The organism is [Clostridium] innocuum (assembly GCA_012317185.1).
In the GTDB taxonomy this organism is placed as follows: domain Bacteria; phylum Bacillota_I; class Bacilli_A; order Erysipelotrichales; family Erysipelotrichaceae; genus Clostridium_AQ; species Clostridium_AQ innocuum.
The window spans coordinates 4267969-4288140 of sequence record CP048838.1 but is presented as its reverse complement, the minus strand read 5'-3'; the positions used below and the strand labels follow the sequence as shown (position 1 = coordinate 4288140).

The window sequence follows — 20172 nt, the reverse complement described above, 5'->3', positions numbered from 1 at the left end:
ATTAAATTAGGGGAGATTTTATATGGAAATATTAAAAAAAAAGGTTAATTTATTTATAGATGAACACTTTGATCATCTATGGAAGCTGGCCTCCTATATCCATGCAAATCCTGAAATCGCCTTTGAAGAGAAGAAAGCTGCACATGCGCTTTCTTCTTATCTGCAGGAGCAGGGATTTGCTGTGAAGACGGGAATCGCCGGTTTGGATACGGCCTTTCAGGCTGTATTCAAAAAAGGAAACGGTCCAAGAATTGCCGTATTTGCGGAATACGATGCATTAAAGGGACTGGGGCATGCCTGCGGTCATAACCTGATCGCAACCAGTGCGCTAGGCTGTGCAGCCGCAGTAAAGCAGGTTCTGGAAAGCAGTGAGCTGGAAGGTAGCATCGAGGTATATGGAACTCCTGCCGAGGAAGATGGCGGAGGAAAGATCATCATGCTTAAGCAGGGTGTATTTGACGGTTTGGATGCTGTTTTTCTGATGCATCCGACAAGTGCCATGGCAAGAATCGGCGGAGAATGTGCTTCCTTTACCGACTTTGAAATAGAGTACTTCGGTAAGAGTGCACACGCAGAATCCCATCCGGAAAATGGCATCAATGCACTGGATGCGGCGAATCTGTTTTATCAGGCAGTGGGACTTGCCCGGCAGCAGCTGCGTGATTCTATTCATATCTGCTGTATCCTAGCGGAAAGTGAATGGGATATCGGACGCATCCCGGATTATGCAAGGCTGGAGGTGGAAATATCCACCATGCGGGCAAAGGATATCGAAACCACCAAACAGAAAATCATAAACATTGCAGAAGGCATGGCACTGGCCAGCGGCTGCAGGGTAAGCTATAAGGAAATACCGGGATATTACGGGCGTATGCCGAATGCGGTGCTCGCTGAGCTGTGCAGAGAGGAAATGCTGGCCCTTGGGGAGCCCATGATGGAGGGAATGCCGAGTGATGCGGGTGGAGAGGATCTGGGAAATGTTTCCCGTGTGATTCCCGCATGCAATCTCTATATGACACTGCTTCCGGAAAAGAAGATATCCGGCCATACCGATCAGTTTCGCGAGCTCGCAATATCCGATGCCGGCAAACACTGTCTTGATATTTCCAGCAAGGCAATGGCAAACAGTATTCTGACGCTGTATCAGAACCCGAAGCTGCTCAAGCAGGCCAAGGAGGAATTAAAGCGCCGTCAGGAAGAGGAGGCTCGCTATGAATAATATCGGAGTATACGGACTGGGCGTCATGGGACAGTCGCTGGCACGCAATATCATGCAGCACGGCTTCTCTGTATCTGTATACAATATAGAAACAGAAATCACAAAGCAGTTTACACAGAAATATCCGAAGCTTTTCGGATATGAGTCACTGGAAGCCTTTGTCAACAGCCTTGAAAAACCGCGTAAAATCATCCTAATAGTAACGGCAGGACGTGTGGTGGACAGTGTCATTGCATCCTTGAAGCCGCTGCTTGCGAAAGGGGATATACTGATTGACTGTGGGAATTCCTATTATGAGGATACACAGCGCAGAATGCAGTCCCTGCAGCAGGATGGATTTTATCTGATAGGAAGCGGTGTTTCCGGTGGAGAAAAGGGAGCCTTGCATGGTCCCAGCATCATGCCCTCCGGAGAATACAGGGCCTATTGCGAAATTGCGGACATCTTTACTGCAATCGCTGCCAAAAATGAAGACGGCACAGCCTGCTGTACCTATATCGGAAAAGAAGGCTCCGGCCATTTTGTGAAGATGGTGCATAATGGTATTGAATATGCCGATATGCAGCTGCTTGCGGAGCTTTATGCAATCCTGAAAAGGCTGTATCCAAAGGATCGTGCCGCTGTGCAAAAGGCATTTCATCAGCTGAATCAGCATAATCTTGCCTCGTATCTTCTGGATATCACAGAGGATATCCTGCAAAAAAAGGAACAGGAGGAATGGCTGCTTGACAAGGTGCTGGATGTCGCAAAGCAGAAGGGAACCGGAAAATGGACAGCATGTGTTTCTCTGGAATACGGTGTTCCTGTGCCAAGCCTTATAGAGGCGGTGGAAGCAAGATTTCTTTCCTCCATGAAAGCCCAACGGCTACAGGCGGAACAGTGCTATGCAGGTACACAGGATGAAGAAACCAGCAATGAGCAGCTGGCTGCTGATCTGTGTAAGGCGGTGCTGCTGGCAAAAACGAGCATCTATGCACAGGGCTTTTCCCTCATAGCTGCCGTGAATGCGCAATGCGGCTACCATATTGATACCAAGCAGCTCGCGGTGATATGGCAGAATGGCTGTATTATCAAATCAGAGTTCTTAAAGGATATATATCAGGCCTATGACAAGGATGCAAACCTTACAAATCTGCTTGTATCCGATCAGTTTACAGAGTATGTGAAACAGGGCAGAGAGGATTTACAGCGCATCATCAGCTTCGCTCTGCAAAAGGGCTTGTATATACCGGTTTTATGCAGTGCGATGAATTATGTCAATGGCTACACCACGGCAAGTCTGGAAACGAATCTGATACAGGCACAGCGGGACTGCTTTGGTGCACACACCTATGAGCGTGTGGATCAGGCAGGGGTGTTCCACAGTGACTGGCTAAAGTAAATGCGGAAGCATTTTCTGATTACGGCATGCTTACTCAGTGTGAATAGAAAAAGGAGAATCCAATCTGTTGTGTATACCAATAGATTTGGATTCTTTATGCTGTTCGAGGATGCTTGCAATAAGGCATCCGTATATCTTCCTGCTGTAAGATGGATGTGCAGGCTTGAATAAGCGGCGGTCTTTAAATGCTTATATAGATTGTCTGCCCACTCGAAGGATTCGTTATGAACCCTTCATTTTTTTATATGCGGCAGGGAATTGTGAACACCTGTTACTGTTGGCATAAGGATCATCATAGAAATACACCAGACGATACGGGATACCCTGATAAGACTGCAATGGCCTGTAAATACAAACGCTTTTATAAATTATAAATTTCGACAGATAACGACATCGGTTTACTTCTGGACATATTTAAATTATTGTTAGTGTGTGGAATCAGAGAAATGGATGGAGGGAATTTTATGATGGATACATTGACAAAGGAATTATACGAAGAGGTTACAAATCTTTTGCATGACATGGGAACACCCGCACACATCAAAGGGCACTATTATCTGCGCAGCGCTATCCTGGAAGTTTATGATCATCCGGAGCTATTAAAGAATATGATGAATGGCCTATATGCAACGATAGCTGAGGCTTATGATACAACGCCTTCCTGTGTGGAGCGCAGTATCCGCAATGCCGTAGAGGCAACGCTGGATCGCGGGGATGTGGACTTTCTGTATTCCGTGTTCCGTAATACGATCAGTAAGAATAAAGGTAAGCCGACCAACCGGGAATTTATTATGATGGTTGTGGATGTCCTGCGGGTTCGGCATATGTAGCCTGCTTTGTGCTACTGGCAGAATGTATGGCTGCAGTGCGGGGATGCCTTATTACAGAGAAGTTCAGAATGTACAGTAAGCTGTTTTCGTAATGCCTCACCGCTTTGAAACACAGATATAGGCTGATAGAGATACCATTGCTTGATAGCATATAGAGTTTACAGGCTGTCATAGACTGCTGTTGTTTCAGCGATCAGCGCCTAACCGCGCATGCTACTTTGGTGAATCGTATCTGTTTTTCCTGACGGATTTAGAAAATAAAGGAAAAGCGGCTTGACTTATTTGGATTTGCAGGTATCATATAAGAAGAAACGCGAGGAAAAGTGTGCAATACGTAACATGACGTATTGGATGCTTTTTTGTATTCGGAATAGAAAGGATACCCTGCATATTTGTAAAGATAGGAAAAGCAGGAGTAAAGGGATGAAGCTGTGAGATTAACGGTAGATGATATTAAGCGACAGACAAAAAGTGAAACAAAGCTGATCAAGGCCAGAAAGGTTCAACAAGAAAACCTGATCAAAAAAATATATATAGCAAAAACGCAGAGTGAGTACCACGTAGAGGCACGGATGGAAACATTGAGTGGCAAGTTTTATGCGACACTGCAGTTTACATTAAATGCGGAGAGTGATGTGGATTATTATTTCTGCAGCTGCAAGCGAACAAAAATATGTGAGCATCTGCTTGCCGTACTGTATCAGATTCATGATCTGCAGCCGGAGAAGTTTCCATATTCCTATGAACGGAAAGAGGAAGAAATCGCCGTACAGCCAGCTGCACAACTTCCGTTACTTCAGCAGAGTCCGTCACCTGTTAAGAAAGAGAAGCAGAGGATTTCTGCAGAAAAGGAAGCAGTACCTGTAAAAAAGGGCAGATTGCAGATGGAAATTTTGAAGGAGCATCAGAACATCGAGGCGATGGTGAAGGAGAATACCCGCCGCAGAGAGCTGATGAAGCAGTTTGCGACCTCCAGTCATATTCTGCAGGAGAGCAAGGTCTATTATCAGGAGCTGCAAAACCGTGAGCATGTGGAAAAGGTGCATCTGTTTGTGGAAGCTGAGGTCACTGACCAGCAGCATATGTATATCGCACTGAAAATCGGAGACCGGAAATGGTATACCATCAGCAGTCTTGCGGATTTCTTTGAGCGTCTTGCCCAGCAGACCTACGCACAATATGGTATGTCTCTGGCGTTCACCCATTCGATAAACCGCTTTGATGAAGACAGCCAGGATCTGATCCGCTTTCTGAAAAACTGCTTTTATGAGGGAAAGACGCTGGTATCCAATCCGAGTGTTATGGAAATTCCTCCGCTGTATATGGATGAGTTTTATGAGCTGCTGGGGCGCCTTCCACAGCGCTATCGCAACATTCAGATGAAGGATAAACGACAGCTGCTGGACATCCGCGTAAAGAGTGAGGAGGATTTTGTACTGCTTACCTTCCGCAACTGGTCGCTGCTGAAAAGCGGTATTCGGGGACGGCATCACTTGTACCGCATGCAGGATGATACGCTGTACCGCTATCGCTTTGATGAACAGGGGAAGTGTTTGGAGCTGATCGATTCCCTGAGTGAGCAGCAGCTGTATGTGCGCAATGAGCAGTTTGCGGATTTCTATAAATATGTTCTAAGTGAAATCCGTGATTATGCGAATATGTATGGAATCGCGAAGTATGCCTATACGCTGGAGCCGATCGGACTGGAGCTGTATGGGGATATTGATGAGCTGGGAAGGGTGTATTTTCAGCTGGATGTTCTGTATGAGGATGAACGGATACCGGGCTTTCAGGATGAGCAGGAATATCTGCCGCTGCGCCAGGAGATCGTTGAAAATTTCATAAGGCAGTATGCGGATATCATACAGCCGAAGGAGCATTGTGCGCTGTTTCATGATGTGAGTGAAACCCTGCTGGAGTTCATGCGGGACGGCCTTCCGTTTCTGTCGGGATATTGTGAGATTTTTGTCAGTGATGTATTGAAGAATATGAATAAGAAGCATGTGGTTAATCTGCATGCAGGGCTTCGCCTTGCGGGTAACCTTCTGGAAATCGATTTACACAGCCGCGATATTCATAAGGAGGAGCTGCTGGATGTGCTGCGCGCCTACCGTAGGAAAAAGCATTTTTATCGGTTGAAAAACGGGAAGCTGCTGAATCTGAAGAGTGATCAGCTGGAGGAACTGGATACGATGATGCAGGAGTTTCATATCGAGGATGAACAGCTGCAGCAGAACTGCATACAGCTGCCGGGATATCGTCTGTTCATGCTGGATGCATTCACAAAGGGAAGTGACTCCATTGCCTTCCATAAAGAGGATGTCTTACAGAATATACTGAACTCCTTTCAGCAGATCAGTACACAGGATATTGAAATACCACAGCGCTATAATGAGCTTTTACGTGATTATCAGAAGGATGGCTTTCGCTGGCTGAAGCTGATGCACCAGTATGGCTTCGGAGGTATTCTGGCGGATGATATGGGTCTTGGAAAAACGTTGCAGGTCATTGCCTTTCTGGAAAGCGAAAAGCAGGCAGGCCGCACCAGCATTGTCGTTGTGCCGAGCAGTGTGCTGTATAACTGGGAGGATGAGGTGCGTAAATTTGCAAGTGATTTAAGGGTTTGCTGTATCACAGGCTCTCAGGCAAAGCGGGAGGAGCTGATCCGCAGCAGTATGGATATGGATCTGCTGATTACCTCCTATGATTATCTGAAGAGGGATATCGGCTATTATGAAAGCCGGACGTTCTTCTATAAGATTCTGGATGAGGCACAGTATATCAAAAACCAGCGGACGATGAATGCGACGAGCACGAAGCGTCTGAAGAGCCATCATGCACTGGCTCTGACAGGTACACCTATTGAAAATTCACTGGCTGAGCTGTGGAGTATTTTTGACTTTCTGATGCCGGGCTACCTGTTTGATTACCGCTATTTCTCCCATCATTTCGAGAAGGATATCGTTCTTGGAAAGCATAAGGAGAAGCAGGAGCAGCTGAAGAAAATGGTACAGCCGTTCATTCTGCGAAGAGTGAAGAAGGAGGTGCTGAGTGAGCTGCCTGAAAAGACGGAGACAACGCTCAGTATCGCCTTTGATGAGGCAGAGGAAACAATGTATATGGCGAATCTTGCACAGGTCAACAAAGAGCTGCAGCAGGAGCTTGATCTGGTGAAGACCAATCGGTTCCAGGTTTTGGGAATGCTGATGCGCTTACGGCAGATTTGCTGTGACCCGCGTCTTGTGTATGAGGAGGTATCGCAGCCTTCCAGTAAGCTGAAGGCCTGCATGGAGCTGGTGAGCTCTCTTGTGGAGAATGATAAGTCCGTGCTGCTGTTTTCCAATTTTACCTCCATGCTGGATTTGATTCAGGTTGAGCTCCAGCATCTGCATATACCGTATTTCCGAATGGATGGAAGTACCGGTAAGGAGGAGCGACGGGAGCTTGTGCAGAAGTTTCAGGATAAGGAAAAGAAGGTGTTCCTTATTTCACTGAAGTCCGGGGGTACCGGTATCAATCTGACAGCTGCGGAGGCAGTGATTCATTATGATCCCTGGTGGAATGTTTCAGCGGAGAATCAGGCAAGTGATCGGGCATATCGCATCGGTCAGAATTCCCGCGTGCAGGTGTATAAGCTGATTATGCGCAATACCGTGGAGGAGCGTATTCAGCATTTACAGCAGATGAAAAAGGAGCTTGCGGATATTTTCGTGGAAGAGAATGAGACGAATATCATGAGGATGGATAAGGATCAGATTCTGGAGCTGCTGAAGGTGAATGGCTGAACGGGGAAAGCCAGTGTATAACCAAAGATGAAGGGAAGTCTTCACTCTCGTTGATCAGAAAGTTTCCTGTAAGAGATGGAGATTTTCGGAATGCTTTAATACAATGCCAATTATATAGAAAAAGGGAATTCATGTACGCAAAGTATCTCTGAATTCTCTTTTTTGCTGTTCGGATTTGAATTAGACAAGAGGCGGGATGCAGTATATGTGCAATCAGCTCTGGTTTATGAAATTTCTTGGATTTTTATGGTACAGGATTTCTTTTTGCTTGTTGGAGCTGATGTGGGTGTAGATCTGCGTGGTAGTGATGGAGCTGTGTCCAAGGATATGCTGAATGTAGCGGATGTCCACGTCTTCCTCCAACAGCTGTGTAGCGAAGGTATGGCGAAACATATGGGGCGTCAGATGCTGGGGGATTTTCAGTGCTTTCTCATAGCGGGCAATCAACAGGCGCACAGATTGCTCGGAGAGCGGGTTGCCGAGCTTGTTGATGAAGAAGAAGCCGCTGGTTTCGATTTCTTTTTGAAACATGGAGCGGTAGGAATAGAGAATTTTCAACACGTCCGGATTGCCGATTTGCAGGATGCGCTCCTTTGATCCTTTTCCATAAATGCGGACATACTGCTCACGCAGGTTGATTTCTTCATCCCTGACATGGCAGAGCTCGGAGACTCTCATGCCGGTGGAAAAGAGAAGCTCCATGACGGCGGCATTGCGGACACATACCTTGCGCTGGTAGCTGGTCTTGCAGTTCTTCATCTCATCATAAATGCGGTTGAAGATGGAGGAAAGGTGTGTGTACGGTATGGTTCTGGGCAGCAGCCGGGGTTCCCGAAAGGAGGTGCGCAGACGGCTCATGGGATTGATTTCCATCAGATCATGAAAAACAAGATAGGAGAACAGGGCATTGATGCTGGCAATCTTGCGTTTTATAGTTTTTGGTTTCTGATATGTCTTGTGCAGATGCAGAATATAGGCATGCAGAGATTCCTTTTGTACATCGTATGCATAGGGTTCCATGAAACATAAAAACTGCTTCAGATCGATCTGATAGGCCTTCAGTGTGTGGGAGTTCAGCTCTTTTGCGATACTGCATTCCTGCAGATACCGGTCTACAATTTCTTTGGTTAAGATATAGTTCATGTTTTTCACCTCAAGGTTTATGCTAGTTTATATGGTAAAATATGTAAATATATATTGAATGGAAAATACTGTAAATTATGAAATTTATTGACGGAGAAATGTAAGAGGATAAGAAGTGAGGAAGGATTTAAAAAGCTGAATGGTTTGCGAAAGGAAGCTGATGGATGTTGATTCTCAGTGATATTTGCTGAATGAATTCCATGAATTATAAGATTTGTAAAACGATAGGTAGCAATAATAGAAAAAAACATAAAAAAGTACGAGAAATTTTACATGGTTAGCTGTTTCTATTGTATAATAAAGAAAAAGAGTGGGGAAAATACGGGGGCTTTTTGTCGTATTCTCTTTTCAAAGACAGTATCAGGGAAAGCGAGGCAATATGAATTGGGAAGCATTGTTATCAGATGAACGTCTGGCGGCGATTCCATTGGAAGAATTTGATAAGGAATTACGGGACGAATTTGAAAAGGATCAGCAAACGGTTATCCAGAGCGCAGCTTTTCGAAGACTTCAGGATAAGACACAAGTTTTTCCATTGGACAAAAATGATTTTGTAAGAACTCGACTCACACATTCTTTGGAAACGGCATTTACAGCCAAGCAGCTGGCAAATTTGACACGAAAGCGTTTGAAAAAATACAACAGGGTTTCTATGCATGAAACAGAATCAATGCCGGACATTCTGTTCTGTGCAGGTCTTCTGCATGATATTGGGAATCCGCCGTTTGGTCATTTTGGCGAAACGATAATAAGAGACTGGTTTCGAAATCACTTGAAAGAGCTTATGTATGGAGAAGAATCTGTATACAGCCTGTTGAGTAAACAGCAGCGAATGGATCTTGAGAATTTTGAAGGGAATGCGCAGGCACTTCGTTCCATACTAAAGCTGCCGTTCTCGGATAGTGAATTTGGCATGAATCTTACAGCTGCAGTTATTAACACATTGATTAAATATCCGTGCTGTTCCAAAGATATCGATGATAAAGCAGAAAATATCCAATATCATAAAATGGGGTTCTTTCAGGCTGATGAGGAATTGGTACAAAGAATATGCAGGAAGACCGGAACTTTGGCTGTTGGAAGCTATGTACGTCATCCGTTAACGTTTTTACTGGAAGCTGCTGATGATATATCCTACGGCGTGGCAGATGTAGAGGATTCCTTTAAGAAAGGGTTGTTCAGCTACCATCAGTTAAGGAAGAAAATCGCAGATAAAATACAGAAATATGATAAAAATGATAAATATTATTATGTAAAGGAAGCACAGCAGAAGCTGACGGAGCTTTATGTTAAAGGATTGGAATTATGCAGCTCTGTGAAGGATGCAGAAATGTATGCTGTCCAAAACTGGCTGCAATACATAAAAGGTTGGCTGATGTGGTGTGCGGCCTATTCGTTCAGTATCAATTATACGGCCATTATGAAGGGAGAATATCACAAGGAGCTGCTGGAGGATACCTATCATGAGAAGACATTGGAAATTTTAAAGGAAACAGCAAAGGATTATGCGTTTACACATACAAGCATTATGAAGCTGGAAATCTCTGCTCATAAGCTCCTGAACTCGCTGTTGGATAAATTTGTTCCTGCTATTATATATTTTGATTGTAAAAACGCAGGCTTCAAGCAGCAGAAAATAGATAAGAAGGTTACAAGTCTGCTTTCCTCAAATCACGTCGCAAATTACCGCAAGGAAGCTTCCAAGCTGGAAGGTGAGTATAAGGAGCGTGACGCATTATATTTACGGCTGTTACTGGTCACTGATTTTTTAAGTGGAATGACAGATACGTATGCAAAAACATTATATCATGAGCTGGATGCGATAGATTAAGGGGGAAGCAGAATGAAAAGTGTGTTCATTATAGGCAACGGGTTCAATTGCTTCTTTAGTGCGTATTTGAATAATCCATTGTATAAAGAAGAGATTATGGAAAAGCTCTTTGATGCGTGCCCCAATAAATGGATTAGTATGAAATGGTATAAGGAGACAAAAGGGCTGTTGAATGAGTATTGCCATCTGCTGGATGACATAAAGATAGCGGATGCAAATGTGAATGGAGAGTTCCTTTTATCAAGGCTGGCGAATCTTTGTTCCAAGGTGGAAGCAGAAGAGATACTGGAGCAGCTGGAAAAGGCTGTTTCAGATAAAATAAAAACAAATATGCAGAATTTGATTATTGATAATGAAAAGACCAGTGTACCGAAAACGATGCGGACAATATCAAAATTAAAGCATACGGATAAAAACTCTTTTCATAAAATGAGTTGCTTCTCCGGCTGTCTGTTTCGTGAAATGCAGGAGACAGGGTATGAAAGAGTTACTTGCTATACGACGAACTATGATAAGATTACAAATGAGTTTTTCGATATCAAGGACAGTGGAATCACCATTGATATGAAGATAGTAGCACTGCATGGAGATTATGAAGCATCGGAAATTATATGCAGTTCACCTGAAAACAAGGAGCATAAAGTAGATCCGGACATATTGGAACAGTTTGAAAAAGATATTCTGGAAGCGGACTCTATTGTGCTGTTCGGCTTGGGGCTGTTTTCGGATCCGCATTTACTAAAGCGGCTCAATATGGTGAAAAACAAACAGATTATTATTATAGATGCAGACTGTGCGTCCTATTTAAAGAAGCGAAGCCATGCAGCAGTTTTACAGATCGGCTTTGATTATCTGTATCAAAATGAAATCAGATTTATCGACACACTGGATTTCCAGGTGGATAAACAGAAGGTGAGTAAACCGGTTCAAACGCCGGAGGAATTATATGATGCATTGATTGCATTATTTGAATAAGGAAACTATAAAGGATAATATAGGATTATCCTTCATTTGATGAAAATTAAACGAGGAGAAAATTATATGAAATTCGTTTTGCTGGCAGCAGGTAAAGGTCACCGATTGGATATGAAGATAACAAATAAATGCTTTGCGCCCATAAATAATATACCCTTAATAAACTATAGCCTTGAATTGGTATTACCACAGTATTTTGACGAACTAATAATCATTGTTGGTCATAACGCTGAGTATATTATGAAATATATGGGTGAATCTTATCAAGGCATAAAAATAACATATGTTTATCAAGAACCTCAATTAGGAATAGCACACGCCATATTATTAGCAGCACCTTACATAAATAGTGATTTCATGATGTGTTTAAGTGATGAAATTACAGTGCATCCCAGAATCATGTCTATGATGGAAAAATTCAAACATTCAGATACAGACTGTTTATGTGGCGTAACAGAAGATACAATCGAAAATATACAAAAGGCTTATACACTGTCGCTGAATTCTAATAACCTGGTTACTTGCTTAATTGAAAAGCCGATTGAGGTTTTTAACAAATGGAAAGGCACCGGCTTATGTTTGATGAGATAGAGTATGTTAAGTATATTGACAGAACTGAAACCGAATCAACAGCGTGGGGAATATGAAATGGGCAATTGGATTCAGTTAGCTATAGATACTGGTCTTAAATGTCGAATCGAACAATCTGGCGATGCCAACTTTAATATTAACACTCTGGAAGATGTAAAAGCAGCAGAAAACTATTTAAATACAGGGAAGAGAGGAGAATAACAATCATGGAGCCAAAGCAAAGTATTATTATGCCTTATCATAGAAACAAAGAAATGCTATATTACACAACACAGCTTTTGGATAAAATCATTCCTAATGAAGTAGAAATCATTATAGTTGGAAATAATAATAACCTGAATGAATTAAAAGTAGATTTACCAAAGCGATTTACATATATTAAATATGATAAATCAATGCTGTATTCAAAAACAGCAAATCTAGGTGTTGAGGCATCACATGGTGACATAATTACCTTATGTGATCAGGATATTTTCAGTTATCATGATTGGTATACTCCTCTTTTAAAAAAGCTATTATCCAATGATAATATTGGATCAGTGAGCTCAAAACTATTGAACCCTATAAATAACAGGATTATCGATTTTGGAATAGAATACTCAAAATACCGTATTGTCCATCCGCTAAGAGGTCTAAAATTCAACCATCCTTTAGCGATGGAAGATAGAAAGGTCTCCTCCACAACAAGTGCAACATTAATGCTACGAAAAGAAACATATCTTGAAGTAGGAGGCATGGATTTGGATATGCCGTATTGTTGCAGTGATTGTGATATAGGACTCAAGATTGGAAACTTAGGTTTAGAAAACTGGGTTATTGCTGATTCTATTGCATATCATAGAGGTAGCAGCTCATTCAAAAATGGAAAAAGTGCCAGTTTCTCTCATTTACGCAGTGATTCCACTAGCATGTTTTGGGCTAAAAATTACAAAACTCTATCACCCACCATCGATTCAAGCATAATGAGATCCTTTAAATATTTAAAATCAATCTTTAAACTAAAGCCCATGTATTATTTCATCAATCTATCATCTTTATGGGAGTTTGAATGGTATGCCTCACAGCTAAGAAAAATAGCAGATATTGAATATTGTGATATCCATACGTATCCGCAAAATACACCACATTATTCTACTCCTATACAAATCTATGATGAAATACCTTACTCATTCATGAATGTCAACGTCCCAATTATTTATTTCGTGGATTATTTTCCTTCCCTTCAAGATAATCTGATTTGGTATCATATGCGAGACATAAAAGATGATTTGGTATTAGATTCTCATGGAAACCTCTTACCACTGTCTTCAATTATTGACCGCTCCTGTTAATCACATGTAAAATCCATCCTTTTTATCAATGCTGACTATCACTGCCTTGCTTATATAGTCAGCATTGAATGCTTTGATTTCGTTTGGGGTCATATAGAGCAGCTTATTTACTAATGATAAAGACTTCGCTCTGTCATCGATTTCTGAAAATATTTTTTCAGGAAACAATAATTTATATTTTAATGCGAGCTCCTCCAGCATGTTCACATTACTTGAAGCGTAATCCATTGAAGTATACAGCCTTTGAAATATTGATTCAAAGTTATCTCTGTTATTATTTAAAAATGCATACTTAGCCTGAAGAAATAGCCAGTCATCTGATTTATCTGTATGTGTAATACTTAAATTTGTTTCATACTGCTCGAAGGTGCTGTCAAGTATATCTGAACAGTCTCCAATCAATAACAGAGCTATCAATTTATATTTCAGATAACGACACTTAAAGAAAATATGATAATTGATGATTTCGTTATCTTTTATATAGGACAATGCTTCATTCGCTGTTTTGATGGCATCCTCAAATTGCTGCGTAATCAATTGATAGAGAATAAGCTTCGAATAATAGTTAACTTTAAACTTCGCTGCTGTATGAGCAGGCAATAACTCAAAGCTTCTGAAGCCCCATTTCAATAATTCTATTCCTCGTTTCAGATCTTCATTATTCATAAAAAATAAATTAGCAGCATCAAAACAGTCTTCTAATAATATATCATGAAACTGCCATGCGATTGCTGTCATCATTGAATTATTGAGATTGGAAACATATTTCAATGAAGCACCCTCCAGTCTGCCACATACAAAAATTCGATTTTCAAGATAAGCTTTGGCATATTCAATTTCTCTTTCCATATCGCGATGATTTAATACACAAGCTTCCAATCTTTCATAATATAAAGTGTAAATTTTTCTAGATAAATCGGCTTTTGCCAATCTGTTTTTATTTTCACAATAATGTATGATGAATGAGAATTGCTCACGGAGAATGTTTTTTTCATTTGAAACTATATCAAACACATGTGAAAAGGCTTTATCGAATAAATATTCTGCACTTAACTCACTGATATGATCTCTAACATATTTACAGCATTCAGACACTTCCTTAATAAACACATTCAATTCCATTTCATCTTTTTTATTTATGAAATTATCGAGCAAATACGTATGAAAATTAAATATAAATTTATTTGGTATAGTATAAAGTACTTTATGTTTGTTTATAGTTATAAGCTCACTGCCTGCATACATACGATGAGAAAGCTTATAAAGCAGAATAGGAACCTGTTTATCTCTTAGAATCGTATGAAAAAGGTCTTGATAGGACTCTAAATATTTCATCGCATTTTTCAGCAGATCTGGATAGATATCCGTACTTAAACAGGATTCAATTAGATCGTGTTCAAATGCATAGCATTTGTTCCTATGATCACCTTCATTTTTAATGACCCCGTGCCTGACTAAGGCCTGAACAATCTTTCTGTCTACATTTAATATATCTAATAATGATTCATCCATTGTGGAAAAAAGATGAAGTAAGGAAATAAAATCATAGATATCTGACTTCCATTGTACATATTTATCCAATATCATATGATAACTCGAACTGAATAATCTTTCATAATCATCTGGAATAGATCGTAAACTCGCTTCCAGTTCCTTCGATTTGTTGATAATTCCATGCTGATTTTTAAATTCTATGCAATCTGATATGATTAAGTGATTGGCAAGCTGCTGGATATATTTTGGCTTTAACGACGTACTGGCAAGAATCTTTCTTAATACAGGAAGATTTAAAGGATAATCATCCAAGCTCAAAATAGTTTTTAAATATGCGATGGCCTGTTTTTCATTTTGAAATCCATCAATTTTCCTGCAGAGAAAATCAATTCTGCTAAATTCCCCGATAAAATCAAGGTATCGATCATCAAATACAAGACTCGTATTGATAGAGATAAGTAAGACAATATGTGAGGATTGCTGATGTTGGAGCATATACTGTATCATTTCTTTGAAGAAATCAATAATTTCTACCGCATAAGATTGCATATTATCAATGATTACAGCATATCTGCCCTGTGATAATTTTCCAAAGATTATTTTAAGATACCGATGCAATTCTTCAAATGCGAATTCTTTCTTATTTAATAATTTAAAAAATGCTACAATTTCTTCTTTGATATTATCATCAAGACTCGGTATAACGATATCGTCGGTTTCACACATGAGATGAAATGCAAGGTCTTCCGAAATCGCAAAAGCGCTATAGGTGATTTCACGCACAACATCCTTCCAAGAACTATTTTTATCAAAGCCTATAAAATTTAGGATATGATAATCATTTTTTGTTAAAACTGCATCGCATTCCTGTAATATTCTTGTTTTTCCGGTACCACCGCCACCATATACCAGAAATCCGGACATTGGGGAATTATTTATACACTCATGTGTAAATATATTTATGAGATCCTCATAATGCTTCCCTATAAGGACATTGTTTCTATTCCATTCACAAGGATATGCCACAGAATCAGCTTTTGCTTTTGCTTCCTGCACACCGTTCAGGCATACTTCCGTACATAAGCGTGGAAGCTTTAGCCTTTCCCTATATTTTATTAAACGTACTTTAAATTTACATAATACGATTTGATTAGGTTTTAATTCAATAGTACGCATTATCTTATTACGTAAAGCCTTGTCCTGTGATAGAAACTCAAAATAATAATTATCTTCTGATTCATCAATGGTTATTTTAATAGTACAGGAATTGAATTTATGCTTATTTTCTGCGATAACATTCAAATTATACACTTCACCCACAGCTAAATCCATGATTTCATAATACCCGTTAAATCGTTTCTTATCTATCAGTTTTGGATTTTTTTCATTATAAAAATCTATTTCTACGGAGTGATGAAAATCTGCTTTAATCTGTTGACCCAGAAAATCTGAAAGCATTTCTTTATAATTTGTGAATAGGAGTTCCTCTATTGTTTCATTCTCATAAATGAAAACTTCTTTTTTGTGTTCAAATGCATATCGTCCTATATGACGCTTGAGATTTTTATTAAGGTTTGAATAACTAAAGAAAAGCAAATGCTGTACATCATTTAGTTCAGCCATAACCAGTGTTGGAGCTAATTCTTTCAATGCAATATTTTGTGTATAGTTTTTACATTCCGCCCACCAAAGCTCTTGCAGATCATCAATTGCCCAAAAATCTTTACTACCATCATGCGAGGCCTTCGTAGGATGAAATTCAATTTCATATTGATTAAATAACAGTTTAAGCAAAAATGCAACCAACGCTTCAAACTGAACACCTTTAATATTTCCCTTTATGCTACCATATTGTTTCTTATAAAAATAATTTAGAATTTCTGTCCATACTTTATCTTCTATGAATTTCATACAGCTCCTTATATAGCTTTCGTCTTACTCTTTTTAAGGATAATCCTATATTATCCTTTATTGATAAGAATTTATGAGAGTATGAATATGAACAGAATACAGTAATGATTGATAAAATTTATGGTTGAATTTTATTGAGATTTGTGTTGTTTTAGGTTGTTGTTTTTGAATTAATGGTGTAAAATTTAGATATTTAAAGGGAAGGGGTGAATTGTCTCTGTTAAAGACCATGTTTCTATACCTTATTTTGACAAAAAAAATAGGAATAATTTTGTAATATAAGTTTGAGGTGTTAAACATTGGAAAAGAAAAGAGAGCACAGAGCTATGTGTGTATTTGACAAATTAAGACAAGAAAATAATTATTTTAAAGACTTTTCTGATTCGAATGAAATTGAAAGAATTGCTGGTGAAGTACGCCATCAGTTTGAATTGATGGATTATCCGACACCAATTGCGCATATTCTTGATAAAGTGGGATTTAAGATATATAAAGAAAATCTATCAGCGAATATTTCTGGCGTTATTGGGGTCAGTGATTCCTTAATAGAGGCACGAGGGTGTAAAAGAATTATGTTAATTAATGCATATGAAAATCGTGGACACCAGCGTTTTACAATGGCTCATGAGTTAGGACATTACATATTTGATTATGATGGGAAGTCAGATTTTGCGGATGAATATAGTTTGGATAAGGAAAGGCTTACTAGTGAAACGGAAATAAGAGTAAACAGATTTGCTGCTGCTTTATTAATGCCAAAAGATATTTTTACTGATAAATATAGATTTTTTTCACTTTTAGGATACAAAAAAGAAATGATTGTTAATGAATTATCGGATATTTTTGATGTTTCTGAAACTGCTATATTAAGAAGAATCGGGGAATTGGGGTTAGAGGATGGAATCAAATGAAAAAACGATTTGGGATTTACTAAAAAAACCTTCGGATTTGCGGAATAATGAAGTTGATCCCTATGAATTTGATAGAAGAAAAGAAGATCGCAAGAATATCAAAGAAAGAAATGAAGAGTATACAAAGATACTTATCGAATATAGGGATTATTTTACAAAATCTCTTTCATTCAAAACTAGGTGTAAGAAAGTTTCTGTATTTATTTTTTTAGGTGTTTTGATAGCTGTGGTACTTGCACATTGTATTTCAATTGCAGTCATGGTAAATAGAGGATTTGATATGAATACTTTAGTTGCTTTCATCAGTGCTTCAGTATCTTTGATTACTGCACTGTTGGTTATTCCAACAAAAATCATAGAATTTATCTTTAATCGTGATGAAGAAAAATATTTTGTTGAAATAATACGCAATATCCAAGACTATGACAAAAAAGTAAGAGATGATTTCAAAGCGTTAGCATCATAGAAATTTAGGGTTATTAATGGAGAAGCTTGTGAATCGAGTTTCTCTTTTTAGTATATTTGAAGATAATGATAATATAAAGGGTCTTTAAAAGTACTTAGATACATACTTTCGTTCCTATCTGCGATAGACAATGTCATCTTCAAATGAAAATATGATAGATATGTGATAGTTGAAAAATCATAAATTTTGGTACAAATAACATTTCATTATTGATATATAAGCTAAAAATAAGGTATATATACTTTTGTTTTTTAAAATTAGATTTTATTAAATTTAGTTGTATGGTAGAATAGGATAGGTATGAAGGAGTGGCTGTAATGATTGAGAAAATATTTAACAACAGTCTATATAAGAATCATAGAGAGATGATGCTGTGTTTTTTTGATTTATGCATCGTATTTGTATCGTTTCTATTGGCTTATTGGATCAAAATAGAATTTAGAATACCAAATTTTGAAAAAATCTATATAAGGGACTTTGCGCTGGCAATGCTTTCAGTTTTATTAGTATACATGAGTTGCTTTATGTTGTTTAAAATTCACAAAAGCTTATGGAAGTATGTCGGGCCTATTGAAACTTTGAGAATTGGTTTGGCTGTTGTTTTATCTACTGTCGTATTGTTTGCTTTGGCGATCATATTTGAATTAGATAGAACTTTTCTTAGTGTTATAGTTACTGGGGGACTCTTAACAGCTTTGTTGATGTTTAATGTACGAGTTTGTTATAGATTGTATAGAAGAATGACATATAAGGTTACGAATAAAACTGAAAAAGCTATCATTATTGGAGCTGGTGATGCCGGTTATGTCCTAGTAAAGGAATTGGCGCAAAATGATAATTTCAATGTCAGTGTCATAGGCTTTGTGGATGATAAGAAAATCAATAATGAAATATCAGGATATAGAGTTTTGGGAGATACATACGATATTCCAGAGATTGTGCAGAAGTATGATGTGAAAATTGCATTTATTGCTATGCCGAGTGCTGATAAGGATACAGTGAGAAGAATTTATGACCTGTGTCAGTCTGCAAAGCTGGAAACCAAAATTATGAAAGAAGGAGACAATTTACTTGTCAATGAGTTGAATTCACCTAAAAAGTATCCGGTTCAGGATATAAGCATCGAGGATTTACTTGGTCGGGGTGAAATAAAGCTAGAACAAAACGAAATCAAAAGTTACTTAACAGATAAGGTTGTTGTAGTAACGGGAGCCGGTGGATCCATAGGATCTGAGTTATGCCGACAAATTGTGAAATTTAAACCGAAGCAGCTGATGATGATTGATATTAATGAGAATTCTTTATATATGCTTGAACAGGAATTTAATAGAAATCGCACACATGGAATATTGAATAAAACAATTGAAATTATTTCATTAATTGCATCAATAAGAGAGTTTAAAGCAATCAATGGTATATTTAAGGAATATAATCCGGATGTTGTCTTTCATGCAGCTGCACACAAACATGTTCCGTTAATGGAAACGCGTCCTATGGAAGCTATCAAGAACAATGTATTCGGAACAAATAATGTGATTAATGCATGTATTAAGAATAACGTATCTAGATTCATTATGATTAGTACGGATAAGGCAGTTAATCCAACCAATGTCATGGGGGCAACAAAACGAATGACAGAAATGATTTTGCAAGCAGATGGTGATAATGGCGTGACTAAGATGGCTGCCGTTCGGTTCGGAAATGTTTTGGGATCGAATGGTTCCGTAATCCCAATTTTTAAGCAGCAGATTGCGGAAGGCGGTCCTGTCACGATAACAGATAAAAATATCATACGTTACTTTATGACGATTCCTGAAGCAGCGCAGCTTGTATTGCAGGCTGGTTTCTATGCAGATAAAGGCGAAATCTTTGTTCTTGATATGGGAGAACCAGTGAAAATTTTGGATTTAGCTGAAAAAATGATTCGATTGTCAGGATTCAAACCTTATAAGGATATTGATATTGTTGAAATTGGGTTACGTCCTGGAGAGAAGATGTTTGAGGAATTAAAGCTTGATGGAGAAACAACAACAAGAACAAAAAATAATTTGATATTTAAAAACAATGTCATGGCAATAACCAAAGAAGATATTACAGACAGGTTGGTCAAACTTGAAGAAATATTAAATGATGTCGAGCATCGTAATGATATTAAAAACAGGTTGCTGAGCTTAATCATAACAGATCAGGATCAAAGCGTTTTTATGAAATAATAGTAAAGGTATATCACGTTTTGTTGATATATCTTTTTTTTCAAAATCTGCCAATCATCATCAGATTATCATGTGAATTCATAAAATAAGT

Annotated in this window: 12 protein-coding genes and 1 pseudogene; 11 read left to right on the top strand and 2 right to left on the bottom strand. The window is 38.8% G+C overall.

Annotated elements, in window-relative coordinates; translation table 11 throughout:
- The first annotated feature begins 22 nt into the window (after positions 1 to 22).
- The 4 genes from G4D54_21025 (at position 23) to G4D54_21010 (ending at position 7215) form a co-directional block, all read left to right on the top strand.
- Complete coding sequence (locus tag G4D54_21025) at positions 23 to 1219, top strand: M20 family metallopeptidase (protein ID QJA04739.1); 1197 nt, start codon at positions 23 to 25, stop codon at positions 1217 to 1219.
- Positions 1212 to 2600 (top strand): NADP-dependent phosphogluconate dehydrogenase, encoded by a 1389-nt coding sequence (gndA, locus tag G4D54_21020; protein ID QJA04738.1) that lies wholly within the window; start codon positions 1212 to 1214, stop codon positions 2598 to 2600. Before G4D54_21025 ends, gndA begins: the two co-directional genes overlap by 8 nt.
- 464 nt (positions 2601 to 3064) lie before the next feature.
- Positions 3065 to 3430 carry a sporulation protein gene (locus G4D54_21015; GenBank protein ID QJA04737.1) on the top strand — a complete coding sequence of 122 codons (366 nt, stop codon included), beginning with the start codon at positions 3065 to 3067 and terminating at the stop codon, positions 3428 to 3430.
- A 431-nt stretch (positions 3431 to 3861) separates the two neighbouring features.
- Positions 3862 to 7215 (top strand): DEAD/DEAH box helicase, encoded by a 3354-nt coding sequence (locus G4D54_21010; protein QJA04736.1) that lies wholly within the window; start codon positions 3862 to 3864, stop codon positions 7213 to 7215.
- 213 nt (positions 7216 to 7428) lie between these two features.
- Here G4D54_21010 and G4D54_21005 read toward each other — a convergent pair whose 3' ends face one another.
- A complete protein-coding gene (locus G4D54_21005; protein QJA04735.1) occupies positions 7429 to 8358 on the bottom strand; it encodes a tyrosine-type recombinase/integrase in 930 nt (309 codons plus the stop codon).
- Positions 8359 to 8737: 379 nt separating this feature from the next.
- Here G4D54_21005 and G4D54_21000 point away from each other — a divergent pair, with 379 nt between their 5' ends.
- The 4 genes and pseudogenes from G4D54_21000 (at position 8738) to G4D54_20985 (ending at position 13086) form a co-directional block, all read left to right on the top strand.
- Positions 8738 to 10189, top strand: a complete 1452-nt coding sequence (locus tag G4D54_21000) for a deoxyguanosinetriphosphate triphosphohydrolase (GenBank protein ID QJA04734.1) — start codon at positions 8738 to 8740, stop codon at positions 10187 to 10189.
- A 12-nt stretch (positions 10190 to 10201) separates the two neighbouring features.
- Positions 10202 to 11164, top strand: coding sequence for a hypothetical protein (locus G4D54_20995; GenBank protein ID QJA04733.1), 963 nt, complete (start codon positions 10202 to 10204; stop codon positions 11162 to 11164).
- 66 nt (positions 11165 to 11230) lie between these two features.
- Positions 11231 to 11956 (top strand): annotated as a pseudogene (locus G4D54_20990) (NTP transferase domain-containing protein).
- A 5-nt stretch (positions 11957 to 11961) separates the two neighbouring features.
- Positions 11962 to 13086: a glycosyltransferase gene (locus G4D54_20985; protein QJA04732.1), complete on the top strand. Its 1125-nt coding sequence runs from the start codon at positions 11962 to 11964 to the stop codon at positions 13084 to 13086.
- Here the strand turns inward: G4D54_20985 and G4D54_20980 are convergent, their stop codons facing one another.
- On the bottom strand, positions 13087 to 16491 hold the full coding sequence (locus G4D54_20980; protein ID QJA04731.1) for an ATP-binding protein: 3405 nt from the start codon (positions 16489 to 16491) through the stop codon (positions 13087 to 13089).
- A 326-nt stretch (positions 16492 to 16817) separates the two neighbouring features.
- On the opposite strand from G4D54_20980, the gene G4D54_20975 reads away from it, so the two are divergent.
- The 3 genes from G4D54_20975 to G4D54_20965 all read left to right on the top strand — a co-directional run bounded on the left by G4D54_20975 (position 16818) and on the right by G4D54_20965 (position 20081).
- The gene (locus tag G4D54_20975) at positions 16818 to 17402 is read left to right on the top strand and encodes an ImmA/IrrE family metallo-endopeptidase (GenBank protein ID QJA05255.1); all 585 of its coding nucleotides are present in this window, start codon (positions 16818 to 16820) and stop codon (positions 17400 to 17402) included.
- Positions 17389 to 17868 carry a hypothetical protein gene (locus tag G4D54_20970; protein ID QJA04730.1) on the top strand — a complete coding sequence of 160 codons (480 nt, stop codon included), beginning with the start codon at positions 17389 to 17391 and terminating at the stop codon, positions 17866 to 17868. Before G4D54_20975 ends, G4D54_20970 begins: the two co-directional genes overlap by 14 nt.
- A gap of 317 nt (positions 17869 to 18185) precedes the next feature.
- Positions 18186 to 20081, top strand: coding sequence for a polysaccharide biosynthesis protein (locus tag G4D54_20965; protein QJA04729.1), 1896 nt, complete (start codon positions 18186 to 18188; stop codon positions 20079 to 20081).
- The last annotated feature ends 91 nt before the right edge of the window (positions 20082 to 20172 follow it).